Here is a 14,965-nt window from a genome sequence, read left to right as displayed (position 1 = left end):
ACCCATTGGGATCATTTCCACTCTTTCTTATGATAAAAAAGAGTATTAAAAATGTTATCATGTATCAATCAGAAGCGTTCAGAATTTTATTTATTAAATTAAGGTATTCTTTTACTTTTGAATCTAATAAGCTTTTATCATTGGATTCGGCATAGATTCGAATCAGAGGTTCTGTGCCGCTTGGTCTGAACATTATCCAAGACTCAGCATCAAACCATATTTTCACTCCATCTATCCTTTCTATCTTGTATACAGATCCATGTGCAGCACATAAATCCAAAACATGCTGCATATCATCGTTGCTAGACAAATTCAAGCTGGATTTGTATTGAAATGTATTATCTAACATAGAGAAAATATCTGATAGGGACGATTTTTTATCCAATAGATTATCACCGCAATTTGTGTTTTGTCCCAGTTTTTCCTGCTTATAATAGCTCATCATTTCTAAAACCAGAGCTGTAGTGATCGCTCCATCACGAACTAAATTCAGAGGTCCATAAAAGAAACCTCCATTTTCTTCAAATCCGATAAGAGAATTAGTATTTTTCATGCCATAAGAAACTTGAACGCTTCCGACCTTAGTAAAATAAACATCTCTCTCAACCAACTCACCAATTTTTGATATAACAAGTGAAGAATTAACAGGACATACAATTGTAGTATCCATTTTCTTATTTTGAATTAAATGATAAGATAGAATTGATCCTGTCTTATCTCCCCAATGGATAATTCCCTTTTCATCACAAAAAATGCTTCTGTCGCCATCCCCATCGTATGCAACACCCAAATCAGAGTTTGTCTTTTTTACCATTTCAGTAAGACCATATAAATTATCCATTTTCGGCTCGGAGCCCCTTGCAGAAAAATTTGAATCAACATAGCCATTCATAATCAGCACTTCACATCCTAATTTTCTTCCTATCAAAGGGGCTACTAACGATTGGACCCCGTTACCACAATCCATAATAATCTTAAGATTTGATCGTCTAATACTGTCGGCATCTATAAAAGAAAGCACCTTGTTGATATACTGTTCCAAAACATCCAATTTGAATAAGTTCCCAAAGGAACCAGAATACTCTCTCATGAACTTTTTTTGATAATATATAGACTCAATTTTTATTTCATCATCTCTAGACAATTCAAACCCATGACTTGAAATTGGTTTTATTCCGTTATACTCTTTAGGATTATGTGATGCTGTAATCATAATTCCACCAGAAGATCTTAAATTTTTGACAGTGAATTGTAGACAGGGTGTAGGCGTCATGCCCATCGTATATACATCGATACCCATTGACATTAACACAGCCGATATAATTTTTTGAATTGCAAAACTAGAAGAACGACCATCATATCCTAACACGATTGGTCCCTTCTCAAAAAAACATCCTATAGAAAAAGTGATATCTATCAAAAACTCAATCGACAGATCTTTTCCAAATATCCCCCTTATGCCGTTAGTTCCAAATAGTTTTTTTTCTGTCAAAACATCTCCCCAGTTAAATCAATATTTATACCATCCTAATAATTATTAAACGATAAGGGGATGAATAATAGGTCTTTTAAAAAAAAGATCATCAAACAAAGAATTCAACTTGATTCGTATTAACAATAGATAAATTTGGCTTTAATGTAGTCCAAGGTAATGCGGGGGTTGCCAAGCCCGGTCAACGGCGCAGGTCAGAAATTGTGCGATGCTTAGAATGAGCTTGGAAGTTTCCTACAACCCTGTTCCTTAGGGATTCGTGGGTTCGAATCCCACCTCCCGCATTTATGAAATAATTGGAATTGCAAATTCCCTAATTATCGTTTGAAAAGCTTAAATAACATTCTGATTTTATGAAACAGGTTGATAGATCCACACAGTTGGAGAAGAATTTTCAAACATCACGACGATGTTTTGCGCTTAAATAGAGGATAGATATATGAGGCAACAGCAAAAAAGAATACAAAAGCCAAGAATTGTAAAACAAACTAAAGAATTTGACTATAATAAACCGATTTCAAAATGCAATGTATGTTATACTTTATGCGGTTGGCATTGCTATGAATGCGAAACTGATTTTTGTCAAGATCATTTTGTACAACATAAGGAAAAAGGATTGTGTAAAAAAGTTATACAATAGTTATTTTATTATTATAAGAAAATTACATACAATGTTAGAATTCAGATCTGGAATAGCGACCTCTTTTTTCAATTTCACTTACCGTTTTAAATACTTTTGACGTTCTACTACCACATATTTTCTTATATCCATCATAGAAATTTTTGAAAGATATATCAAATTCATCGACATGGAAGCTGGTCAATATTTCTTTAAATAACCGAATATCTGCAGCTTTATCTTCGTATCGTTCAGAAAAGAAAGATAAACCAAAATCGATTGCAAAAATGGCTCCATTTGATGATATAATAAAATTGGATGTGGTAATATCGCCATGAATTATGTTATTACAATGAAGGGTTCCAACGATTTCCCCAAGATTTATACAAAGATCGGGGGAAAAAAAGTCTTTAAGCGTTTTTCCTTTGATGTATTCCATAATAATTTCAAAATTATTTATGTCAAGAAAATAAATGAAAGGAGTATTGACCCCAAAAAACTTTACTTGGGATAAAATATTAGCTTCATGAATTGTTCGCCGTTTCCTCAATGGAATATCGATAGATGAGTTACGATATATTTTGGCAATTCGAATCTTTGAAATGGCCTGAACATCATGCCAATCAATGAGGTACAGTTCAGATTCAGCGCCTTTTTTTAATAATATTCTATCGTTCGTCAATAGATAATTTTAGTAATACGTTATTACTTTAAAAATTATGGACAAAACATCAAATTCATCAAATAATGAAAAAAATGTTCTATTTGAAGACTGTTCAGAAGATACTTTGAAGAGTGGAATTCTTACTCTAACAACTAGAAAACTTGCCTTTGAAAAAACCAAAGGTCGAATAGCAACATTATCTAAAGAATTACTTGGAGAAAAAATAGAATTTGAATTAAAAGACATTGCACAAGCAAGATCTGAAGGAAGAATTATCAAAAAATTGGTGATAGAACTAAATAATAGTAATAAAACATACAAGTTTGGAGTTTTGAATCCCGGTGGTTGGGTTAAAGAGATTAAATTACAGATTGAAGATCAAGCTAAAAATAATTCATGAAGTTATCTCCATGGAATATGTACGCTATCCAATCTCCAAGACTGATTAACAGATGCATTTTCAGGTTTAACACTACTCGATGGACGACTTAAATACATCTGAGCGCCAGTCCATGCTATCTGTGCTCCGTTATCTCCACAAAACCTCTGCGGGCAAGAATTAAAATTAGAATTATGTATATCACAGGCGGTTTCAAGCATGCTAGACAATCTCTTATTCGCTGAAACACCCCCAACTATTAGAAATTCCTTATTTTCAGTAAAGGCTAATGCACGTTCGACCGCCTCTACAATGATAGAAAATGCTGTTTCTTGCAATGAAAAACATATGTCATGGATATCATTATCGTTGTCATTTAGCAAAGTTTTAACTGCACTAAGTAATCCCGAAAATGATACATCGTTCCCTTTAATAATATATGGGAGGGAATATACCTTTAGACCCTTTGATAAATAAGATACCTCTTCGATCTTATTCCCACATGGGGATGAAAAGCCCATTTTTCTTCCCACCTGATCAAAAAGCTGTCCTAAGGTAATATCCAAAGTTTCCCCAAATATTCTCCATTTATTCTTATAGTAAATAAGTAACATAGTGTGTCCACCAGAAACCAATAATGTTAATGGATTTTCAGATCCAGTAAGTTTAATTCCTAATTCTATATGTCCCACTGCATGATTTACAGGAATTAGAGGTATATCATGAAAAGAAGCCAATGATCGAGAAACAACAGCACCTATTCTTAAACAAGGCCCCAATCCTGGACCAGCAGAATAAGAAACAATATCAATATCCTTAATCCCGACTCCAGCTCCTTCTAGACATTTTTTTAATATTTCGGTAGCTACCATGGCATGATGTTTGGATGCGTCTCTGGGATGAATACCCCATCCTGCTGATGCTTTATAAATGTCCCTTACTTCTGATAAAATGAACTCTTTATATGCACTGCCAGCATCACTTTTTTTGTCAATTTCTATTATAGAACACCCAAACGTATGGGCGGTGCTTTCAATTCCTAAACATAGCATAGCATGCATTAATTCCTACTCATTGTGGATACTATCTTAATAATATCGCCATTTTTCAATTTATGCTCAGCACCAATTCGTTGTTTTGTTCTTGCATCAATAGCATAGAGAAACCCTTTTCCCAAGTCATTATGAATTAAATATGCCAAATCTTTGGCAGTAGAGTCACTGGAAATTATTCTTGCATCAGGAAAGACATTCCCTTTTTTGTCTGTAAATTTGTATTCGTCCTCCACTGGATAAACTACGATATTTTGTAATATTTCAAAACATGCATGATTTATTACTTGCTGAATCCCTGTCGAGCCGAACTTACGCAATATACCGGATACAACCTCCAAAGCTTCATTCTGTTTGTTGGAAAGTGTTTCAGATTGTCTGATTTTGAAACTCGAATCTCCAGGCAAATAGTAAATGAGACTTTTATGAGAAGCTCTTCTTAACAATAATTCAGCCTCACATACAGTAGGGAAAAACGGTCTTTTTAAATTCTTCAATTTTTCGATATTGTTATCTGATGACGAGATATCGGCTTTGTTAGCTGCTAAAATAATAGGTTTAGAACGTGTTCGTATTTGTTTGCTTAATATGAGCAAATCCTCTTCAGTCCATTCGCTTGGCTTTTTGATCAAGTTGATATTATCCAAGGAAGTTCTGATCAATTGTTCGCTAATTGATAGACCAGAAAGTCTATTAGACAATACAGTTTCTATCCTTTGTTTTAAATTTTCACTCTCTCTTATTATCTTGTCCCAATCTCTCAGAATTAATGAACGTATCCAAAGATCAAATTCATCTTCTATGAACTCCAAATCAAAAAGCGGATTTCCTTCACCCGGATTAACTGGTCTGCCTTCTTCGTCGGTAGATCCCGAGATATCTATTACGTGGATGAGAACGTCAGCCTGACGAGCGTCATCTAAGAATTTATTTCCTAGACCTCTTCCTGAGTGTGCACCGGGAACTAATCCTGCTACGTCTATTAGTCTTATCGGAATATATCTTATTCCACCAATACACTTAGAAGTGATGGGATTATCCAAAACACCCAACTCTTTACAAACACAATTTACTCTTACAAATGCAACACCGATATTCGGGTTAATAGTAGTAAACGGAAAATTAGCAATTGGTATTGATGAATCTGTAGCTGCATTAAAGAATGTTGATTTACCAACATTTGCTTTACCCAACAAGCCAATTATCAATTCTAAAAGATTAGCTAACAATGGAATATATATTTACGTTAGCATTTTGAGCAAAATGATCGAACAAAAAATGGAAAAATATCAAAATTTTTATCGTTCTAACGAGAAAACAATTCTGAATTTTAATGGGTGGAATAGTTGCAGTATGCGTACTGGATGAGAACGTCAATAACGAAAAGACAATTTATCAAGTATTCCGCGGAATGCAATTACTCCAACATCGTGGAAAGGCGGTTTGGAAAATTAGTTCAGGTAAATTTGAGGTCAGTGGATATGGCTCATTACCTACATTTGATACCATCCATGAAAAAATCGTAAAGCAGCTGAATAATCCAATGCAAACGACGGTTGGACATCTTTCAAAAAAAAAGCCAAAGTCCAAAAGAATGGAGAGAATAAATTTTGCTCTAGATGGATTTTTCATAGATTTAGATAAATTGACAACACATCCTTTAATAAGAAACAGAAATTCCGAACCATTAGAGCAAATTCATTACATTTTCAAAGAACTGCTACTGGCACAAAAAGATCCTTATAAAGCAGCTGAATTTTTGGACAGGCATTTAAGGGGTAATTATGTAATAAATATTAACAAGGAAATCTATGTTTTTAGAAATAGTACAGGATTTAAACCCCTCTTTCTGGGAAAGGATGAAAACGAATTATTTTTTATGGTTACTTCCGAGAACTACCTAGAGAGTTTTTTCCATTTAAAATTAAAAGAAATAAATCCAGGACAGCTAATTCGTTTGAGTCCCAAGTACGGTATGGATATATTGACACAACTGGATAAGAATAGAATCTTAATGGATCCATTCGAATTTATTCGCGAGTCACATGTGTCAAGTATTTTTAATAACAAGAGCATTTATTCTATAAGAAAAAATATTGGAAACATTCAGGCACAATATCTATCAAACAAAAACATAGACGCTGACATGATCTTTGCGGAACCAGATTATACGAGACCAATGGCTCTAGGCTTAAACATAGGATTCAAAAATAACGGAAAAAAAATTGAAATGGTTGAAGGCATAATAAAAGACAGATATGACGATTCAGATCCAATGATAGATTATTCAGAACAGGTAAGTAAGAACAAATTACTATCCAATGGCAAAACACTCAAGTTCATTATTACTCCAGTTACCCACAACAATAACATTTTATCCGTTCAAGGTACAATACAAACTGGAGGCACCATAATTGAAACAGTCTTCTATTTAAGAAAAGCAAATGTTAATAGAATTGATATAGTGGTTAGCTACGTTCCCACCATTGATGGCCGCCAAGTCGGATTATATACTCAACAAAAGGATCTTATTGGACGAAAATATGTTGGCAAGATATCCTATATAGATGATCTGAATAAGAAAATAGCATCAGAATTAGGAGCTGATTCAGTATTTTACAACTCTCCTGAGATTTTGGCAAAAGGTATTGGTGTTCATGAAAGTCAGCTGTGGTTTCCAGAATGGATACGATTTTTGGACTATAAATAAGTGGACAATAATATACCTCATAAAGAGAACTTAAACATTAAATTAGTTATCATAGTGTTTCAATACTGTTGAGATTAAATAGAAGGAAAGTTATTCTAGAGAATAAATTTGTGATCGAAGGGAGGATCATAACAAAGATTGAGCTTAGAGAATACAAATTAAGTGACATTGATGAAGATGAAGCATTTTCTATAGCGATTTATTTGAAAACAGATCTGGAAGACATAGAATTAGATTATTTGGGAAAACCAACTTCGGATAGAGACAAATTTGAAGAATGTTTCAATTTCCTTTGTAATCATAACGGACTATCATCAGTCTTAAATAGATTATTCATAGATCTGGATAGTAGAATAAGATAGAATGGAAGGTCAAGGGTTATATCCTATACCAAGTCGATTAGTTCATTCAATTTGCTTATTCTTGTAAAAGATGCTAAAGACTTATTCCAAGGCTGATCAAAAATTATTATCTGTTTGGGAGTAACAATTTCCCTAGCATTGATAGGAGAATCATCGACCAATAGAAAAAAAGGAAAATGGCTCTTTGACACATCATCAAAAATGAAAACAATGTCATTGAACGGGATATCGTTTAGATCGAGCCAATGAGCCACAAATGGCATTGTAACTCGCTCCCTTTTTGTAATAATGGAAATTCGAAAGCCCTTGTCTTGTAATTGATTTATTACATCTGAAAGATCATTACTAGTAGGAGGTATGTCTTGCCATCGTTTTTTCCAGACCATTATGAATAAATCCGTTATCTGTTGTTTACTTATTGATAATATATTATGTATGTGCCAATCAGATATATCTCGTTTTTTTATTTTGCTATTAAAAATTGCATTATATTCTTCTAACCAGATTTGCATTACATCAGCCAAAACAGAATCGAGATCCAACGCGATAGTTATTTCAGAGACCATTGAGGACGAATATTGATCAGGTTGCATACATAAATATCTACTTCATCCGATAATGATGACGACATTATAATCAAGTTTATGCTAATATAATAAAAAAACACTTAATGATCCCTATCATCAACTGTATGATATTTTTCGATCTGAATCGTAGTATGATAAATTGCAAATTTCTTTTCTAAGAGTGAATTTATTTCTTGGAGTATCTCTTGTGATTTGGTAGAATCAAAAATAATTATATGTGCAGATAATGCAATATTTCCGGACGTTATACTCCATATGTGGAGATCGAACACTCCTGTCACACCTCTTATCTGCAGAATTGAATCCTTTATGTCCTTATACAACAAACTTGAAGGAGAACTCTCCATCAAAATGGATATTGATCTTTGTAACAAATACCAAACACGAGGTATAATGAACAGAGCAAGACCGAAGCTAATTATAGAATCTATCAGATAATAATCAGTATAATAAATGAGAACAGCTCCAACGATGATTGCAATAGATCCGAGAAGATCGCTAAATAGTTCTAGCTTCGCACCTTGAATATGAAGAGCATCGGTCTTTCTTAATTTATCATTTTCTTGCGTTGATGCAGAAAATGTATGATCCGCATGAGCATGGGCATGTGTCCCTTTTAAAAGCCTTAGCCCAATAAGATTTACAATTAATCCTATTATAGCAACGATCAACATGAAGGAGCTTTCTATATCTCGAGGTTCAAAAATCCGTTGATAAGCTTCAAACATGATAAAAATTGAAATTAACAAAAGAATAACACAATTGGCAAGAGAAGACAGGATTTCAGACCTATAGAATCCGTAGGTATGTAAAGGAGTTGGAGGTTTTTTACTAAATATGGAAGCCACAAGAACAAGTGAGATCCCGAAGACATCTGCAAACATGTGCAGAGCATCAGCAATCAAAGCCAGACTTCCAGTGATATATCCGGCCACGATTTCTACCGCTAGATAAATAGTTAGTATAACTATAACTATTTTTAACCTCCTAGTTTCTGTGGATGTTCCGGTTCTCGTAATGATTTCATTAATCATAATATGGTATTTGTTAAAAAGTGTATGGAGTGGACATTATTGATATGGATGATACAGGACATACGAATGATCGTAAGATTACTAGGATTAGTTATTTCTTCAGCGGGTGAAATCTATAATGCAGAAAAGATTTACATCTTGCTAAATTTTTCAGTGACACGGTATTAGGAGATCACTTTTTCATTACAAAAACCAATTTAATAGAAATGCAAAAATGCAATAGTATTTAAGTATACCTTTATATATTTTATAAATATGTCATTCAATCTTAATGATAGTCCAACACATTTCATAGTTCTTAATGCAATATATAAGAATTTTAATACTTTAGATAAAATCATAAAATTTACAAAACTTACAAAATCAGAAGTTGAGACAATTCTTAAGGAATTAGAAAGTCAACGACTTGTCATTAAATTTGAAAAGAAAAAATTTTTCCTAGGGAAGAAAATGCAATATAAATTAACAGAGACTGGATTAAAAATACTAACTTCAAAACAACAGGAACTAGAGAATAAGTTGAGACAAGTTCAACAATGGTATTCACAAGGTGATAAGGCCCAACTTCAAACATTTATGGGAAATAACAGATCATGGATGCCATTTTTGATTTTTTCAGGCATTATGGATATGGTGTTTTTTATGTCATTAATGTCATTTATGGGTATGGCCCTTAATCCAATGGAGAGTTCAATGGCTGGAGACGCAGGAGATACCGGTGGCACGGGGTCGGAGTCTGATTCTGGAGCCGTCACGGAAACAGGAGCAACAGAAAATGTAGACATGCAGAGCGGAGACGCAGGGGGAGGAGGTTTTGATTTTGATGGTGGAGGTTTTGACAGCTTTTAATAAAACATAATTTTTTGATATTTTACCCTATAGATTCTGTATATGGGCTACATTAATTCAATATTTAGTCAGTCATGTAAATTAGTCAATTCAATAAAAATATATTTAAATTTACAATATGAAGAGATAATCGCAGTATGACAAGGAAGGAGATATTAAAGATTTTTTTTATCGCATTAATTACCGGAAATATAATGGGCATAGTATTGATTCAAATATTTGATACTCTTACCGTGACGAGTTTAATAATTCTTGAAATATCACTGATAATAACCATAGTTTTATTATTCATCGCAAGTAAGTTATGGAATAAAAGACTAGCCAAAAAAACGAACCACGAAAAGGAAAACAACCCAGAATAATATTATATATATCCAGAAACATTAGATCCAGCATCTGAATTTTATTTCATTCTATTCTGCGAGATAGTTTTTCTTCCAGTCTAGTACTATACTTTCAAAGCTGAGATCAATTCGAATTATATAAAATCTGCAAAAGCATCATTGATTTACCCCCAATTAATTCACTGTTGAGGTATTTTAAAATAAAAGGTGGCACCGCCATTAGGATTATTGACTGCCCAGATCTTGCCATTATGAGAATTAATAATACTTTTTGATATAAACAAGCCCAGACCAGTACCTTCAAAAGACTTGGAAGTAAATTTCGTAAACAATCTTGGAAGTATATCTGGATCGATACCTTGTCCAGTATCCGAGGTACTGACGATCACATTTTCAATATTTTTTACCGCATCTCTCTCGATTTTCACATCGATGCCAATCGATCCTTTTTCAGTAAACTTTACAGAATTACCAAGAAGGTTAAAAATAACCTGTGTGATTCGATTTTTGTCTGCAAATACAAAAATGTCTTGGGGTTCATAGATTATATTCAAATTTTCCAGCTGTTCTGGATTACTGCTTAATAGCTGGGTTTTTATATCACTGATCGATGACAAAATAATGTCCTTAATATTAAAGCGTTCTTTGTTAAGCTTCAGGGACTGACTTTCAATCTTAGTAATATCCAAAATATCTGATGCTAATCTCTTTAAGCGTTTGGCGTTTCTAATAATAGAACTCACTTGTTCTCTGTCAACTTTGACTTCTTCTTTTCCATCTTCGAATTGCTTTTCAAGAAATATTGCATCTCCAAGTATAGGCATTATGGGAGTTCTCAATTCATGAGCAGCAATATTTATGAATTCTTTCTGCATCTTATCATGAATGCTTAGTTTTTCATTGGCCGATTCGAGTAACTTATTGTAATTTATCAATGAATTATTTGCATCTTTTAGCTCTATAGTTCTCGAATTTACTGCTGACTCTAGTCGTTTATTCCAGGAAAGGATCAAAAACGCAATGCCCAAGGCTACCGCTCCAATTATCAGGATCATTAAAGTGCTAAAATTTTTCTGATTATTAATCAAGAACCCCACCTCAGCTGCCAATTGATGTGGAGAGCTTACAAACAAAGTCCACAAATACTTTCCACCGATATAAACTGGTTGATAGGTAATAGTAGTCTTGTTTCCCCCATCTAGTATTAGATCTTCGGCTCCAGCAGATCCTTGAAGAGATCTAGCCAATAGAGAATTATATGGTCCTCTAATTTCCTCGGGTACTAGGGATTGAAATTCTTCTCCAAGATAATATTTTCCAATGAGCGAAGGATTACTACCATAAATAATAATACCATTCTTATCCATTAATCCAACATTGCCTGCTACTTGAGGGGCCAATTCGCTTTGTAAGAAACGACCTAATTCATGGATTTTGATTGATGCAACGATAACCCCTTTAAACACAGGTTCTCCGGCGGATTGTTTCATAATAGGAAATGATATATAAAGTCGCGGAATTTTATCTATAGACTCTATTGCACTACTATAATAGCTAGCATGAGTCTCTTTAGGGATCACAAAATATTCTCGATTACTTAGATCAATATCACTATATGAATCAATTATACTAGAGTTAACGTTGCTTATTGAGACAATTCGACCGTTTTCATTTATCCAATAATATCCCTCAGTCAATGACTTTGTCGAGTTCTGAACTTCATCCATAATTATCTTAGTTCCATCTATATTACTGTAGTTTACGATTTTAGATAAGATCTCGAGGTTAGTAGATACTGGATCTATGATATGTAACAGAGTTTTAGAAAGACCATCTGTTTCAATAATAGCATTTGACCTGATATCACTAGAAGCAATCTCACCAATTTGATCTGCGGTTAGGCCAGAATAATGATAAGATAATATAGACAAAGAAATACCTACGCCAATTACAAGAATTAGCAAGAAAATATTATTTCTAGATGATACTATACTTATCATTTACAAGCTGTTTAACATTTTTGGTATAAAAATTCCATTTAAATTGCTAACATAGATTTAATCTTGAAAACTAAATCATTCATATCGATCGGTTTGATAATGAAATCTTTAACATCAATTGAAGGAAGAACTTTTGTAAATTCATCTCTGTTTATTTCAAACGCAGTAATAAACGCAATTTTGGTATCAGGGCGCATTTCCTTGATATTTCTATATAGCTCGAAACCATTCATCCTCGGCATTCTAATATCAGTGATGATTACGTCATAGTAGCCTGATTCATGATTTTTAAAAGAGCTAAACGCATCTTGGCCACTAGAAAATACTTCCACCTTAAATTCATTTGTTATTTCCAAATCTCTCTTAATAACTCTAAGAATATCTTTTTCATCATCCACTACCATTATTCTAGCCATCTTATTCTTGTAAGGATTGTTAATTTCAACTTCGGACGTCATGGATATTATTTTTACACTAATAATTGATTAAAGGAAATATATTAATTAGCATTTCTAAAGAATTCGTAATTCCTTTATACAATAGAATAAGCTGAAGACATTTGATAGTTTAATTTTAATAGTACAAAGTTCGTCCGTGAAAAGACAATGCTAGTTATAGTTACATACATTTAACAAGGTGATATCAATATCATTTATCCAGAGAATTGTTGTTTCAAAACTAATGCATTCTCAAGATGGCATAGCGTCAATGAGATGTTGGAAGAAATATTAATAAAGATTATAGACTCGAAGACGATGGAGACGGTATCAAATGAAAATACAGATATTAATTGTATGTTCAATCCACTAGGAAGAGATGTTATATAATTTTAATATCCATAAACCAAATTTTCGTGTTTTAGAACAAAGACTTGAATAAAGATTAATTTAACAATACGTCAAAATAATTTAAAACGCATGTCATTCACAATAAGAGAAATTGAAGAGAATGATTTTGATAATGGGTTTTTTGAAACACTCTCAAACTTATCCACGATAGGAGGCATAGACACCAATGAAGTGTTAAAAAAAGAAATCATAAAAGAAATCATAACAAATAAGGATTATGTAATAATTATATCAGAGGATGCAAAGAGTCGAGAGGTCATCGGCACAGCTACATTATTTATAGAACAAAAATTTATCCATAACGGAGGTAAGGTTGGCCACATAGAAGATGTAGCAACTAGAAAAGGGTACGAAGGTAGAGGTATTGGTAGAGAAATAATAAAAAAGCTAATCACCATATCACGGGACCGTGGATGCTATAAAATAATTCTTGATTGTGATGAAAAAGTATCTAAATTTTACGAAAAAATAGGGTTCAAGAAGAAAGCTATAACGTTAAGATTTGATCTATAGCGCCAGTTTTGGCACAAGCAATTTATATTGTCAGAAATAGTACCTAACATGGATGAAAATATAGAATTAACTGTCATAAAGAATAGACCGCTAGAAAGAATTTTTAGAAATAATATTGCCAGAGTGATTGATTTCCTTATAATAAATCAGCAGTTTAATTTTACTACAGTAGAAATAAGCAAATCTAGTGAAATACCTCTAAGAACAGTCCAAAGAATCATTCCTCAATTAGTTCAAAACAAGATTGTAATAGAAAATAAATATAAAGGCAAGATTAAAAATTATGAATTAAACAGAAATTCTAAATTAGTTGAAATTTTGAGATTATATTCGATTGAGACCGTAAATGCATTTATTGAAGAAGCCATAGATGAAAACAGGACTCGAGCTTTGATTTCAAATAACAAGTTAGTTTGAATTCACCCTTTGACTACCACAAATAAAAGAAAGTCCAATCATAACAATTCATTTAGAAGAAAAAAATCATAAAACTCTGAACATGATCAAAATTACTTTGACAAATTATAATGCTATTCTTTACGCATGAAATAGAAATGTAGTTCATATTTTTTGTGTATTGTGAGTGAGTGCAATTAAGAAAGATAATGTATTTTACATACATACTTTTGCTTGCTTGCTTGTTTTTGTATTTGTTTTTTATAGTTACTTGTCGGTTGTAATTTTTTAATTACAGATCAGGTGCGTTGGGCTATTGGTGATGGCAGGCTGAATATCTCGCCCGAAGGCTTGATAATTACACCTCCATTCCATCAACGCCATCTTCTATGGCCGCCCTCCTCCTTACGGAAGGTTGTCTTTTCTCGGGAAAGGCTTCCTCCTTAGATGCTTTCAGGAGTTATCCTAAACAGCTTAGCTGCTCAGCTTGCCCTGTCGGACAACTGATAAACCAGAGGCTGCGCTGCCCTGTTCCTCTCGTACTAGGGGCAACTTCCCCTCAGACAACCACGCCCCTGTCAGGCAGAGACCGACCTGTCTCACGACGGTCTAAACCCAGCTCACGTTCCCCTTTAATGGGCGAGCAGCCCCACCCTTGGCTCCTGCTGCAGAACCAGGATGGGAAGAGCCGACATCGAGGTACCAAACCGCGGGGTCGATGGGAGCTCTCGCCCGCGACGAGCCTGTTATCCCTAGGGTAACTTTTCTGTCACCACCAGCCCCCAATAGTGAGGACATGATGGATCGCTAAGCCCGGCTTTCGCCTCTGAATCCCGTATCATTGGGAATCCAGTCAGACTGGCTTTTGGCTTTGCCCTCACCGGCGGAGTTCTGTCCCGCCTGAGCCAATCTTTGGGCCCCCTCGATACATTTTCAAGGGGGTGCCGCCCCAGCCGAACTGCCCACCTGCCGATGTCCCTGTTAAACAGGTTAGCGATACGGTAACAAATGGCTGGTGTTACACTTTTGCCTAGATCAGTCCCGGAGAACTGACCATAACGGCTCCCAGCTACTCTCTGCATTTGACACCATATCGCAACAACAGGCTGCAGTAAA

The 14,965-nt window shown here is 34.1% G+C and carries 15 protein-coding genes, 1 tRNA gene and 1 rRNA gene (1 of these 17 running past the window's edge); 8 read left to right on the top strand and 9 right to left on the bottom strand.

Features of this window, described 5'->3' with window-relative positions; genetic code table 11:
• Positions 1 to 64 precede the first annotated feature (64 nt).
• The gene (locus AAGU22_RS00090; RefSeq protein ID WP_458720222.1) at positions 65 to 1,492 is read right to left on the bottom strand and encodes a phosphoglucosamine mutase; all 1,428 of its coding nucleotides are present in this window, start codon (positions 1,490 to 1,492) and stop codon (positions 65 to 67) included.
• Positions 1,493 to 1,653: 161 nt separating this feature from the next.
• On the opposite strand from AAGU22_RS00090, the gene AAGU22_RS00085 reads away from it, so the two are divergent.
• Positions 1,654 to 1,776, top strand: a tRNA-Leu gene (locus tag AAGU22_RS00085).
• Positions 1,777 to 2,166: 390 nt separating this feature from the next.
• On the opposite strand, the gene AAGU22_RS00080 is transcribed toward AAGU22_RS00085, so the two are convergent.
• Positions 2,167 to 2,793, bottom strand: coding sequence for a KEOPS complex kinase/ATPase Bud32 (locus tag AAGU22_RS00080; RefSeq protein ID WP_458720221.1), 627 nt, complete (start codon positions 2,791 to 2,793; stop codon positions 2,167 to 2,169).
• Between the two features lie 37 nt (positions 2,794 to 2,830).
• Between AAGU22_RS00080 and AAGU22_RS00075 the strand changes: the two genes are divergently transcribed.
• Positions 2,831 to 3,175 (top strand): hypothetical protein, encoded by a 345-nt coding sequence (locus AAGU22_RS00075; RefSeq protein WP_458720220.1) that lies wholly within the window; start codon positions 2,831 to 2,833, stop codon positions 3,173 to 3,175.
• A 2-nt stretch (positions 3,176 to 3,177) separates the two neighbouring features.
• Here AAGU22_RS00075 and kae1 read toward each other — a convergent pair whose 3' ends face one another.
• A complete protein-coding gene (kae1, locus tag AAGU22_RS00070; protein WP_458721709.1) occupies positions 3,178 to 4,206 on the bottom strand; it encodes a KEOPS complex N(6)-L-threonylcarbamoyladenine synthase Kae1 in 1,029 nt (342 codons plus the stop codon).
• Positions 4,207 to 4,214: 8 nt separating this feature from the next.
• Positions 4,215 to 5,435 carry a redox-regulated ATPase YchF gene (locus tag AAGU22_RS00065; protein WP_458720219.1) on the bottom strand — a complete coding sequence of 407 codons (1,221 nt, stop codon included), beginning with the start codon at positions 5,433 to 5,435 and terminating at the stop codon, positions 4,215 to 4,217.
• A 104-nt stretch (positions 5,436 to 5,539) separates the two neighbouring features.
• Between AAGU22_RS00065 and AAGU22_RS00060 the strand changes: the two genes are divergently transcribed.
• Together AAGU22_RS00060 and AAGU22_RS00055 are read left to right on the top strand one after the other, a co-directional pair.
• Positions 5,540 to 6,916 carry a hypothetical protein gene (locus AAGU22_RS00060; protein ID WP_458720218.1) on the top strand — a complete coding sequence of 459 codons (1,377 nt, stop codon included), beginning with the start codon at positions 5,540 to 5,542 and terminating at the stop codon, positions 6,914 to 6,916.
• A gap of 68 nt (positions 6,917 to 6,984) precedes the next feature.
• On the top strand, positions 6,985 to 7,278 hold the full coding sequence (locus AAGU22_RS00055) for a hypothetical protein (protein WP_458720217.1): 294 nt from the start codon (positions 6,985 to 6,987) through the stop codon (positions 7,276 to 7,278).
• Positions 7,279 to 7,301: 23 nt separating this feature from the next.
• Here the strand turns inward: AAGU22_RS00055 and AAGU22_RS00050 are convergent, their stop codons facing one another.
• Positions 7,302 to 7,871, bottom strand: coding sequence for a 5' nucleotidase, NT5C type (locus tag AAGU22_RS00050; RefSeq protein ID WP_458720216.1), 570 nt, complete (start codon positions 7,869 to 7,871; stop codon positions 7,302 to 7,304).
• Positions 7,872 to 7,945: 74 nt separating this feature from the next.
• Complete coding sequence (locus AAGU22_RS00045) at positions 7,946 to 8,899, bottom strand: cation diffusion facilitator family transporter (RefSeq protein ID WP_458720215.1); 954 nt, start codon at positions 8,897 to 8,899, stop codon at positions 7,946 to 7,948.
• A 255-nt stretch (positions 8,900 to 9,154) separates the two neighbouring features.
• Between AAGU22_RS00045 and AAGU22_RS00040 the strand changes: the two genes are divergently transcribed.
• Both AAGU22_RS00040 and AAGU22_RS00035 read left to right on the top strand, forming a co-directional pair.
• Entirely contained in the window at positions 9,155 to 9,748 is a 594-nt protein-coding gene (locus tag AAGU22_RS00040; protein ID WP_458720214.1) for a MarR family transcriptional regulator, read from the top strand.
• A gap of 137 nt (positions 9,749 to 9,885) precedes the next feature.
• Complete coding sequence (locus AAGU22_RS00035; protein WP_458720213.1) at positions 9,886 to 10,110, top strand: hypothetical protein; 225 nt, start codon at positions 9,886 to 9,888, stop codon at positions 10,108 to 10,110.
• A gap of 161 nt (positions 10,111 to 10,271) precedes the next feature.
• Here AAGU22_RS00035 and AAGU22_RS00030 read toward each other — a convergent pair whose 3' ends face one another.
• Together AAGU22_RS00030 and AAGU22_RS00025 are read right to left on the bottom strand one after the other, a co-directional pair.
• The gene (locus AAGU22_RS00030) at positions 10,272 to 12,092 is read right to left on the bottom strand and encodes a sensor histidine kinase (RefSeq protein ID WP_458720212.1); all 1,821 of its coding nucleotides are present in this window, start codon (positions 12,090 to 12,092) and stop codon (positions 10,272 to 10,274) included.
• Positions 12,093 to 12,130: 38 nt separating this feature from the next.
• Entirely contained in the window at positions 12,131 to 12,550 is a 420-nt protein-coding gene (locus tag AAGU22_RS00025) for a response regulator (protein ID WP_458720211.1), read from the bottom strand.
• A gap of 459 nt (positions 12,551 to 13,009) precedes the next feature.
• On the opposite strand from AAGU22_RS00025, the gene AAGU22_RS00020 reads away from it, so the two are divergent.
• On the top strand, positions 13,010 to 13,453 hold the full coding sequence (locus AAGU22_RS00020) for a GNAT family N-acetyltransferase (RefSeq protein ID WP_458720210.1): 444 nt from the start codon (positions 13,010 to 13,012) through the stop codon (positions 13,451 to 13,453).
• A 48-nt stretch (positions 13,454 to 13,501) separates the two neighbouring features.
• A complete protein-coding gene (locus AAGU22_RS00015; protein ID WP_458720209.1) occupies positions 13,502 to 13,870 on the top strand; it encodes a hypothetical protein in 369 nt (122 codons plus the stop codon).
• Between the two features lie 276 nt (positions 13,871 to 14,146).
• Here AAGU22_RS00015 and AAGU22_RS00010 read toward each other — a convergent pair.
• Positions 14,147 to 14,965 (bottom strand): 23S ribosomal RNA (locus AAGU22_RS00010) (it continues 2,138 nt past the right edge of the window).

The sequence above is a fragment of the Candidatus Nitrosocosmicus sp. R genome (genome assembly GCF_054408505.1).
The sequence above is the reverse complement of the archived record's forward strand: the minus strand, read 5'-3'. Positions and strand labels throughout refer to the sequence as shown.